This is a genomic window from Rickettsia sp. TH2014 (assembly GCF_019249195.1).
GTDB classification, from domain to species: domain Bacteria; phylum Pseudomonadota; class Alphaproteobacteria; order Rickettsiales; family Rickettsiaceae; genus Rickettsia; species Rickettsia felis.
The window spans coordinates 1-10830 of the sequence record NZ_MXAX01000176.1; the positions used below are offsets into that span (position 1 = coordinate 1).

The following is a 10830-nucleotide window of genomic DNA, read 5'->3' on the forward strand; positions in this document are numbered from 1 at the left end:
ATAATTTTTATAATGTCTGTAAGATTAAATCTTGACTTCTACATATCATAGAGCATAATATTTTATTGGTCTTGTAATATGTATAACCATAGAAAAAACCGCATATAGTACTTAAGGCTATATATTAGCCCGCCTTGAAAATGTGCGACCCCAAACATTAAAGATGCTATAATAACAGCTAAAATTTGCTGGTTCGGTAAAAGATTTTGTAATATTCTTTGTAAAAATCCTCGACAGAATGTTTCCTCAGCTATACATACGAAAAAGAAATTATTAATTGCCCATATCGGTAATATACTTGGGATTTTAGGCTCAAATAAGACGTAACCGCTTATCAAAGACAGGGCTATCATTATTGTTATACACAGTAATAAAGGTAGTAATGTGTATTTTACAGTGCCGCTACTCGCTTGTTTTTCTAAAATATATAAATTACTGATAGAGAAAATTATTAAAGCCGGCATTACCTTATCAAAATTTAGATACATAGAAAACGGTATGGATAATTCCGATAACTGTACTTTATTAATAGCAAGTATATTAAAAAATCCTGACACTTTATGAAAAGCAAATAAAGTAAAACAAAGGGAGATTAATATAAATAATAAGGTTTTTAGTACTTTATTTAGCTGTAAATTAAAATAGGTATAAGTAATAGCAGCAAAAATAGATAAAGCCCCAACTCTTATAATATTTATTACGCCTTGATATAAAGCGGCTAAAATTGTAATGCCTATACCTAAATATGCAGGTCTTTTATCACGACAAAATAAAGATATCAAGATTGTTGTAATAAGAAAAATATAGATGATAGTTAAGGATGACGTATAAACCTTTGTAAAAAACTATTTTTAATATATAGTTATTTTTTAGCATTAAAAATAGAAAAATTATTAAATATTGGATTTTAAAAAGAAAATATAAAAAATACTCATAAGAAAAACCAATAAAATAATATATATGTAATTGGGAGATTTTATGCAAGATATAGAATATTGGGAAAAAAATTTTGAAAGCTGTAAATATTCACATAAATTAATCGAAAGGCTTTTATTTTTAAATACCCAAGTAAAACAACCTGTTGATATTAGGGAAGTTAAAAAAGGTATTTATTATGCTCGTAAATATCATGGTGAGCAAATGCGTCAATCGGGTGATCCTTATTATTCTCATCCAATCGCAGTAACAATTATGGTAGCAGAATTTGTAGCAAAAGAAGCACCTAAACTCTTTACTTTTAGAATGCTACAAGCCGCATTACTTCATGACACTATTGAAGATACTGAACTTACTGAAGAAATGATTAGTAACATTTTTGATGAAGAGGTAGCAAGGCATGTAGAAGGTCTAACTAGAATTAAACCTTGTGGAAAAATAAGTAGTGCGAAAAGTCTTATTTTATTAATTAAACAAAAAAGATACGATACTGCTCTTATAAAACTTTTTGATAGAATACATAATTTACAAACTTTAGAAGCAAAATCGCCTGAAAAAGCTCATAAAATAATTAAAGAGACATTAAAAAGCTTTTTAGTGTTAAGCGAAATACTTGAAATACCTTCAGTTTCAGAGCTTATATATGCTGAATGTTATAAAAATAATTTAAAGTTTAATATAAATTCTACTTTTAATAAAATTATAAATTTCGATTCTTTTCCATTCTCTCAAAATAAGTTACTCCCATAAAGAAAGTTATACCTACCGGAATGAAAATTAAAAATAATCCCCAATATCCTAGATAATTGGTAATATAAACTAAACCAAATGACGTTATAATATACGTAAATAATTTTGCTATTGCACTTAGCATACTAGTATATGTAAATCTCTTAAAAACCGGAAAATATTTATAAAATATAGGAGCTGCCGGTACGTGATCAAATACGAATAATGCAGCTAAACATTGAAAAATAAAAATATATAAAGGAGTAGGGTTATAATTTAGCATTATAGGAAAAAAAATGAGAGAGGTAAAAAATAGATATAATTTTACCTTTAAGATTTTTAAAGGATGGATTTTATAGCTAATAAATGCAAGACCGATAATACCGAGTAAATCTATTATAGATACCCAAAAATTTTGATTTATAATTTGATTCGGAGTAAAACCGCATTCTCTTTTTAATATATCAGCACAATATATATACACGAAATAAAAACACGGAGGTCTCGCACATTGGATAAAGAAATACCAAATAGAAGTGGCGTTTGGAACTTTTTGATCTAGAATATCTTTGTCAATTTCTTCAAGCGTAATATTATTTTCTTGAAGTCTTAGTTTTAATTTATTTTTTTTATTTGAAAATGCCTCTGCTTCTTTTAAACTAGTCCTCGCAATAGTACCTACAAAAGCAATAGTTGCGCCAACAAAAAAAGCTATACGCCAACTTGATTCATGTTGATAAATATTTTGATTAGTAAAAATTGATGCAATACCTAGTGCTACCGTCGTGCCTACGGCAGAAAATACAGTTATAATTGCTACTAACGGATATTGTATAGGAGGAGATGAATTTTCGGTTAAATACAGCTCTGCACCTCGTGCTTCTGCAGTTGCCGACATACCTTGAATTATACGACATATAGTAAGAACCCAAGAGGCTGTTATACCTATCTGTGCATATGTTGGCATACTGCCTATAATCACACAAGTAATAGCCATTAATAGAGTAGTTAAAACAACTACAATCTTACGTCCAAAATGATCTCCTATATATCCGAATATTAATGCTCCTATAGGTCTCAACAAGTAGGTAGAGCAGAAAGAAAAGGCAGTAAGCAGCGAAAAAGTGAAAGGATCATATTCCGGAAAAAATAAATTATTTAAAAGCACCGCCATATGCACATAAAGCATAAGGTCAAAATACTCTAGAAATGTACCTATAGAAAGTAATCCGACAGCTTGTTTTTGTTCTTTATTTAAACTTTTTTGTTCTTTTTCGTAGCCTAACATAACCTTTATATATAATTAGATTTCGAAATAAGCTATACTTTTTTGGTTAAAAGTCAATAAAAGATTAAGAATTTTTAATAAATATTATTACAAAATATTTAGGTTCTGCAAAGTTATCTAGCCTAAAATCTTCAAATTATCTATTTTTCTCTGAAAGCTTTAAATGCAGTATCAGTAACGGGATCAAGTAAATATCTAAGTAGTGTTCTAGTACCGGTTACGATTTGTACCTCAGCTTGCATACCTGGATGTAGCTCAAGATTTTTAACTTTAGCAACTTTGTTAAATTCATCCATATCAATTTCAACTCTTGCAACATAATAATTATCTTGTTGTTGTCCCGGATGCTGTCTTTCATCTTGTACGATATCGGGTGATATGCTTACTACTTTACCGGTAAATGTTGGGGTCGTTCTTGATTTAAATGCACTGAAACGTATTTTTGCAACTAGCCCCTCATGTACTGAGTCAATGTTTTTTTGAGATACCTTTGCTTCTATTATTAATGGATCATTAATTGGTGAAATTTCCATAATAGGTTGTCCGTGACTTATAACACCACCTATTGTATGATATTTTAAATTATTAATTATACCGTCAACAGGTGATCTTATTATCACACGATTAAGTGAATCCGTCAGGGAATTATATTTTTCTTTAAGAGAGGCTGTTTGTACTTGAGCTTCACGAAGCTCTGTTAAAGTCCGCTCAGTATATTTATTTTGTTGATTTATAATTTTAATTTGAGTTTCGGTAATAGCATGGCGTATCCCTGCTATTTCGGCTTCAGTTGTTGCAACATCGCTTTTTGAAGCGGCAACTTTTGCTTCTTGGTCTAATAAAGCTGCTTTTTGTACAAAGCCTTTTTCTTTTAACGTTCTTACAGCTTTTAAACGGTCTTGATAAACTTCAGCAGTTTTTGAAGCGGCAACTTTTTTTGCTTCTAAACCTTCAATTTTTTTCTCAAGTTGAGCAATATTTTGATTTAATGCATCTTTCTCTGAGTTATATACTTCTTTTCTAGATCTAAATAAATTTTCCTGTGTATGAATTATTTTAGCTACTTCCGGTAAATTTATATCCTGCATTAGAAAATCAGAGAATTCGATTTGTTCTAAATTATCACGTTCGGCAATTAAACGATTTTCAGTTGCTAAAAAATTACGGTACTGACCAAGAATATTTTCATATTCGCTTTTTATTCTAGTTGCTTCAAGCTCTATTAACTTATCGCCTTCTTTGACTTTGTCACCTTGCTTAACGTAAATAGCATTGATTATTCCACCTTCATTATGTTGAACCGTTTTTTTATTTGTGCTTGGCATTACGATACCGACAGCTACAGCACCGCTATCAAGAGGGGCAAGCGCTGCCCATAATCCGCCTATTAATACTAAAAAGATAATAACATAAATACCGAAAAGTATAGGTGACCTTGCAGCTTGGGCTACGTTATTACGATCTTTATCTGTTTTTTTGGTAGTAAAATTAACAAACCTGTCAAGCTTTACTAATAAGAACTCTATAACGTGAGAGGTTATCTTTAATGTAGTATTTATTAAAGCTTTACGCTTAGAACTTTGACCTTTAAGGTTTAATGAATCTTCGCGTAAGGACAATAATTGTTTCAATTGCTCCGGAGTAATTTGAGGTTTATTGTGTTTTAAGTCCTGCATAATATTTAATCATTAATTATTGGTGTTTTTCGTCATTGCGAGAAGAATTACGAAGTAATTCGACGAAGCAATCCAGTAAAAAAATCTGTAAATCAGATTTTTTTTAATTATTTTTTCTGGATTGTCGCGTCGCTTCGCTCCTCGCAATGACGATTTGGAAGCCATGCGGTAATACCATTAATTATTAATATGAATTGTGCCGCTTTTTAAAGTTTTAAAGTGTTTTTGAATCTCTTCTTCCGTTCCGTAAACTGCAACGGCTCCATCCTGTAATATTAGAATTTTATCAACAACGGATAATACGGAAGGTCTATGTGAAATTACAACGACTGCTATCCCTTTAAGCTTTGCTTGTTTTAAGGCACCTGCAAGGGCAACTTCACCTGCCTCATCTAAATTAGCATTAGGCTCATCTAAAATGATAAGTTTTGGATTGCCGTAAAAAGCTCTAGCAAGCCCGATACGTTGTCTTTGACCACCTGATAGATTAGAGCCTGCAGGACCGATATCAGAATCATAACCGTCAGGGAATCTTAATATCATTTCATGAGCTCCGGCTATTTTAGCTGCTTCAATAACTTTTTGCGGATCGGCATCTTCTTCCATTCTAGCTATATTTTGTTTAATACTACCGCTAAAAAGTTCTATTCCTTGGGGAAGATAGCCAACATGTCTACCGAAATCGTCTCTATTCCAACGGTAAACTTCTGCTTCATCTAAACGTACTGAACCTGATGATTCTTTCCATGCTCCGACTATGATTTTAGCTAAAGTTGATTTTCCTGTAGCCGAAGGACCGATAATTGCTAAAACTTCGCCCGGCTGTACTGTAAAACTAACGCCTTTTAAGATATATTTCGGTACGGGAGGTTGTGGTAAATGTTTCGGTATAGGATGAGCATAATAAATATTTTCAACAGTAAGATGACCATCAACGTTCGGAATTGGCATCGCTTCATCTCTAGAAGAATAAGTGTTAAATAAATTATTAATGTTTTTGTATGATTTAATAGCACCGCTCATACTTTTCCATAAATCAATAGCATTATCGAAAGGAGCAAGAGCTCTACCGACTATGATAGAGCTCATAATCATATTACCGGGCGTCATATCTGCACTGTGAGATTTTACAACAATGTAAGCACCGACTCCGGTAACAGCCATTTGCATTATGTTACGGATAAACCTTGAAAAGTTAGAAATAACACCGTTACGATAGCTAGCAACTGATTGTTTATCAAGTGCTAATATGTTAAATTTATGCCAATTTTTTGTAACATTTTTCATCATTCCCATTGCCTCAATTGCTTCTGCATTTCTGTTTGCAATATCGGCTTGTGTCATACCTTTTATCGAAAATTCGGTAGCTTCACCGAGCGTTTTATTAGTAGCGGCAGCGTTAAAGAAAGCGGTTGAAACTATGATAACTGCACCAAAAACGGTAATAAGACCGATATATGGATGAATTGAGAAAATAACGGCGATATAGATAAGGCTCCAAGGGGCATCGAATAAAGTATTAATTCCGGTACTTGTTAGGAATGTTTTGACAGCTTGAAAATCACGTAATAATTGGCTAGAACCCATATTTGCTCGTGTTACGGCTGCAGAAATTGAAGAAGCAAAAATTACGGGAGCTACTGTTCTATCAAGCCATTCTCCTACCTTTATAAGTGTAAAAGAACGAGCAATTTGTAATAATCCGTAAACAAAATAGATATATGCGATTATTATTGATAAAAATAATAATGTTTGTAGATTACCGCTTCCAAGGACTCTATCAAGAACTTGTAGTGAGTAAAGAGGAGTAATTAACATTAGTAAGTTGATTACAAAAGCAAACCAAAAGACTATCCAAAAAGCTGTTCTACATTCGCCTAATGCTATTACTAGCGGGTTTTTTTTATTTAGATTATTATTGTTATTATCCATATTAGTTATATTATAAATAATTATTAATTAGTTCTTCAGCAATTTGGACGCTATTTAAAGCTGCTCCTTTACGTAAATTATCACATGTGATCCATAGATTTATCGTATTAGGTTTACTTACGTCATTTCTAATGCGGGAGACATATACGGCATCTTCGCCTACCACTTCAACGGGCGAGAAATAAGCAAGGTCATTATTATTAGAAATTGTAACAATTCCATCTACGTCTTGCAATATTTCCTCAGCAATGTTAGCATCCATTTTGTCGTTAAATTCTATGTTAACCGATATAGAATGACCGATAAATACCGGTACTCGCACCGAAGTAACACTAGCTTTAAAGTGATTGCCCATAATTTTGTTTAGTTCGAAAGCAATTTTTGCTTCTTCACTTGTATAGCCATCTTGATTTAAATCACCTATATGAGGAAAAAGATTAAATGCAATCTGTTTTGGAAATTTCTTAGGATTATTCTCTCCAAAAACATATTTAGATTTTGTTTGGTCGTAGAGTTCGTCCATTCCTGCTTTACCTGCTCCTGATACTGATTGATAAGTAGATATCACTACTCTTTTAATCTTTATTTCATTATCTAGCGGTTTTAATGCTACTGCAAGCGGAATTACTATACAGTTAGGGTTAGCTATGATATTTTTAGTATTAAACTCTGTAAGTGTTGATAAATTAACCTCAGGTACAATTAACGGTACTTGATTGTCAACTCTAAAAAGTGAGGATTTGTCGATAACTACACAACTACTAGCAGTAGCTTTAGGTACAAATTCTTTTGAAACTTCTGAACCGGCACAAAAAAAAGCAATATCGATATCATCAAAATTTAAATTAGTTAAACTACTGATTTTCAGTATTTTTTCCCCATAACTTATTTCTCGTCCGATAGAGTTATCTGAAGCTATAGCATAAATTTTATTAACGGGAAAATTACGCTCAGCTAGAATATTTAGAGTTTCACTCCCTACATTTCCTGTAGCTCCGATTACTGCAATATTGTATTTTTTAGTCATTTATTTATTAATCCGATGAGTTTTTCGCCTCCGATAATATGGAAGTGAAAATGAAAAATAGTTTGTCCCGATTTTTCACCTTTATTAGTTATTAAACGATAACCATCTTTGTCTAGCCCTGCTTCATTCGCTATATCGGAAATTTTAGCAAAAAAATGTTTTATTTCGTCTATTTGAGCTTTAGAGATAAAATCCGCATAATCTATATATTCGTTTTTAGGTATAACGATAATATGTACAGGTGCTACGGGTGCTATATCTTTGAATGCTAAAATTTGTTCGTCTTCATACATTATTTTTGCCGGAAGATTTTTATCTATAATTTTTGCAAAAACATTTTCTTTGTTATACATCATTTTATTCCTGTTAAAGGCTTTATTGAAGCGAAAATCGCCATTGCGAGGAGCCGTAGGCGACGCGGCAATCTCGTTCAAATATCCTGGGATTGCTTCACCCTGATTACTGCGTAATTCTTCTCGCAATGACATAAATTAAACAAGCATACTACGTGCTAAAAATTTCAATTCAGCTTCAATGCTAGAGTTGGCAATTATTATATCTTCTAGTCGGTAATTATTCCTTTTTAAATAATTTTCTCTAATATCTGAAGCAAAAAAGCCAAAGCCTAATATTAAGACTATCTTAAATATAAACTTTAACTCTTCGATATTAATCGCCGTAACGATTATATTCGCTATTACGACAATAGCAATAACTAACCACATTTTATGGTATAATGCCCAAAATACACTTAAAAGAGCAGCTGTCCATGAAAAGCCTTCTTCAATAACAATAAAATTATTATTTTTTTGTGTGGAGTTAATGTATATTGCGTATATATTCATTATTTAAGTTTAAGCCTTGAAAATTCAAGGGACAATAATTAATTAAACCTGATTAGTCAAGTATACTCTGCTGATTTCAAGGATTGCTCTTTGTTATCTTCATGGATTCACGTACTCACTTATTAAGTATAAGCTGCGTGCGTTCACCATTTGATAACAAATTCAATTCTTGAAATCATTTGAGTATATACTAAGATAGAACTTCAAAAATTGGTGACAATGTTCTACAAGAGCTGCGGTACGAACTATATTAAGTAACGGCTTCCGTTCCGAGGACTTTGAACTCCTAGCTCTTTTTGAAGTTGCGTCGAATAACTCTTTATTTTATTGAGGAGTAATTCAATACTATATAGTACCTAATTAACAACTTAATATCAATAAATTTTATATTATGTCAGATAATTTAGCCTTACACGGCACAACAATACTTTGTTTAAAAAAGAACGAAGAAATAATTATAGCAGCAGATGGACAAGTCTCGCATGGTAATACCATACTAAAATCTATAGCACGAAAACTTCGGACTATAGCAAATAATAAAATTATTGCCGGTTTTGCGGGTTCTACGGCTGATGGTCTTGCGTTATTTGAAAAACTTGAAGTAAAGATAGAGCAACATAAGCATAATCTACTTAGAAGTGCAGTTGAGCTTGCAAAAGATTGGCGTAACGATAAATATTTGAGACGTTTGGAAGCAATGATGATTGTTGCTGATCGTAGTCATATATTAATTTTAACCGGCAACGGTGATGTCGTAGAGCCTGAAAATAATGTTGCGGCAATAGGTTCAGGTGGTTTATTTGCACTATCTGCCGCTCGTGCTTTAATGTCTTACGAGAACAATTTAACTGCTGAAGAAATTGCTTTAAAATCTATGAATATAGCTGCAGATTTGTGTGTATTTTCTAATCATAATATTATAATGGAAAAAGTTGTATGAAAGCTACTAAAACTACTTATAAAAAAGACCCTATGGGGCTTACCCCTTCTCAAATAGTTAATGAACTTAATAGATTTATCGTAGGTCAAGAAAAGGCCAAAAAAGCTGTTGCTATTGCACTTAGAAACCGCTGTCGTCGTAAAAGAGTAGAAGGTAATTTACGTAACGAAATAGTACCGAAAAATATTTTAATGATCGGTTCAACCGGTGTCGGGAAAACGGAAATAGCAAGACGCCTTGCAAAGTTGACTAATTCTCCTTTCTATAAAATTGAAGCAACTAAATTTACCGAAGTCGGATATGTAGGGCGTGATGTAGAATCAATAATTCGTGATTTAGTCGAAATAGCCGTTAATACTGAAAAAACTTTAGCAAAAACGCAAGTAGATATTAATGCACGTGAAAAAGCGATAGAGAGAATATTAGATAGTTTAGTAGGTAAAACTTCTAGTAGTGAGACTAGAGAAAAGTTCAAAGAAAAAATTTTAAACGGCGAACTCGATGATACGGAGATCGAAATTAGCGTAGCTGATACTACACCTGTCGGTGGTGGAAGTTTTGAAATACCAGGCATGCCTGGAGCATCTATGGGCGTTCTTAACCTTGGCGATATGATTGGACGAGTCCTTGGTAGCAGTAAGACTAAAACAAAAAAAATGCTAGTTAAAGATGCTATAGCTATTATTATACCTGAGGAATCAGAAAAATTAATAGACCAAGAAAAAATTATTCAGCAAGCTATAAATTTAGCTGAAAATGATGGGATAGTTTTTATTGATGAAATTGATAAAATAGCTTCGACCGGTAGTTCCGGAGCAAAAAATGCTGAAATAAGTAGAGAGGGAGTGCAAAGAGATTTGCTACCTTTGATAGAAGGAACAACGGTTAATACTAAATATGGCCCTGTTAAAACCGATCATATATTATTTATTGCTTCAGGTGCTTTCCATATTGCTAAACCTTCTGATTTATTACCGGAGTTACAAGGAAGATTACCGATTAGAGTGGAATTAAATTCACTCACCAAAGATGATATGATTAAAATATTACTTGAACCTGAAACTAGTTTAATAAAGCAATATTCGGCGTTAATAGGTACTGAAGACGTGCATCTTGAATTTGCTGCTTCTGCTATTGAGAAGATAGCGGATTATGCGATCACCGTTAATTTAGAAGTCGAAGATATAGGGGCTAGAAGGCTGCATACTATACTTGAGAATTTGCTTGAGGATATAAGCTTTGAAGCTAGCGAAATGAAAGGCAAAAAAATAACTATCGATGATAAATTCGTAGAAAATCAATTATCAAAAATAATAACTAATCTTGACTTAGCTAAGTTTGTTCTATAGTATGCTTTTTCGATTGGCGGTTGTTGCTTTCCGTCATTCCTGCAAGACCTTGTTGCGTAGATATAAAAAAAGGGTCGTGCCTCCGTATTGCAGTTTAGAGTAAATAGT

General features: G+C 32.6%; 10 protein-coding genes. 3 read left to right on the forward strand and 7 right to left on the reverse strand.

Annotated features, from left to right (window positions below; translation table 11 throughout):
* Nucleotides 1-62 precede the first annotated feature (62 nt).
* On the reverse strand, nucleotides 63-782 hold the full coding sequence (locus KYQ89_RS03400) for a CPBP family intramembrane glutamic endopeptidase (protein ID WP_256621229.1): 720 nt from the start codon (nucleotides 780-782) through the stop codon (nucleotides 63-65).
* Nucleotides 783-978: 196 nt separating this feature from the next.
* Here KYQ89_RS03400 and KYQ89_RS03405 point away from each other — a divergent pair, with 196 nt between their 5' ends.
* Complete coding sequence (locus tag KYQ89_RS03405) at nucleotides 979-1686, forward strand: HD domain-containing protein (RefSeq protein ID WP_218460410.1); 708 nt, start codon at nucleotides 979-981, stop codon at nucleotides 1684-1686.
* Here the strand turns inward: KYQ89_RS03405 and KYQ89_RS03410 are convergent.
* The 6 genes from KYQ89_RS03410 to KYQ89_RS03435 form a co-directional block, all read right to left on the reverse strand.
* Entirely contained in the window at nucleotides 1637-2953 is a 1317-nt protein-coding gene (locus tag KYQ89_RS03410) for an MFS transporter (protein ID WP_218460411.1), read from the reverse strand. The two genes, KYQ89_RS03405 and KYQ89_RS03410, sit on opposite strands and share 50 nt — an antisense overlap.
* A 140-nt stretch (nucleotides 2954-3093) precedes the next feature.
* Nucleotides 3094-4629 (reverse strand): HlyD family type I secretion periplasmic adaptor subunit, encoded by a 1536-nt coding sequence (locus tag KYQ89_RS03415; RefSeq protein WP_218460412.1) that lies wholly within the window; start codon nucleotides 4627-4629, stop codon nucleotides 3094-3096.
* Nucleotides 4630-4806: 177 nt separating this feature from the next.
* Nucleotides 4807-6561: a type I secretion system permease/ATPase gene (locus KYQ89_RS03420; protein WP_218460413.1), complete on the reverse strand. Its 1755-nt coding sequence runs from the start codon at nucleotides 6559-6561 to the stop codon at nucleotides 4807-4809.
* Between the two features lie 10 nt (nucleotides 6562-6571).
* On the reverse strand, nucleotides 6572-7588 hold the full coding sequence (gene asd, locus KYQ89_RS03425) for an aspartate-semialdehyde dehydrogenase (protein ID WP_218460414.1): 1017 nt from the start codon (nucleotides 7586-7588) through the stop codon (nucleotides 6572-6574).
* Complete coding sequence (locus KYQ89_RS03430; protein WP_218460419.1) at nucleotides 7585-7941, reverse strand: HIT domain-containing protein; 357 nt, start codon at nucleotides 7939-7941, stop codon at nucleotides 7585-7587. The genes asd and KYQ89_RS03430 overlap by 4 nt, the downstream gene beginning before the upstream one ends.
* A 138-nt stretch (nucleotides 7942-8079) precedes the next feature.
* A complete protein-coding gene (locus KYQ89_RS03435) occupies nucleotides 8080-8433 on the reverse strand; it encodes a DUF2628 domain-containing protein (protein ID WP_218460415.1) in 354 nt (117 codons plus the stop codon).
* 391 nt (nucleotides 8434-8824) lie between these two features.
* On the opposite strand from KYQ89_RS03435, the gene hslV reads away from it, so the two are divergent.
* Both hslV and hslU read left to right on the forward strand, forming a co-directional pair.
* Complete coding sequence (hslV, locus tag KYQ89_RS03440; protein ID WP_218460416.1) at nucleotides 8825-9373, forward strand: ATP-dependent protease subunit HslV; 549 nt, start codon at nucleotides 8825-8827, stop codon at nucleotides 9371-9373.
* The gene (hslU, locus tag KYQ89_RS03445) at nucleotides 9370-10722 is read left to right on the forward strand and encodes an ATP-dependent protease ATPase subunit HslU (protein ID WP_218460417.1); all 1353 of its coding nucleotides are present in this window, start codon (nucleotides 9370-9372) and stop codon (nucleotides 10720-10722) included. The genes hslV and hslU overlap by 4 nt, the downstream gene beginning before the upstream one ends.
* Nucleotides 10723-10830: the final 108 nt, after the last annotated feature.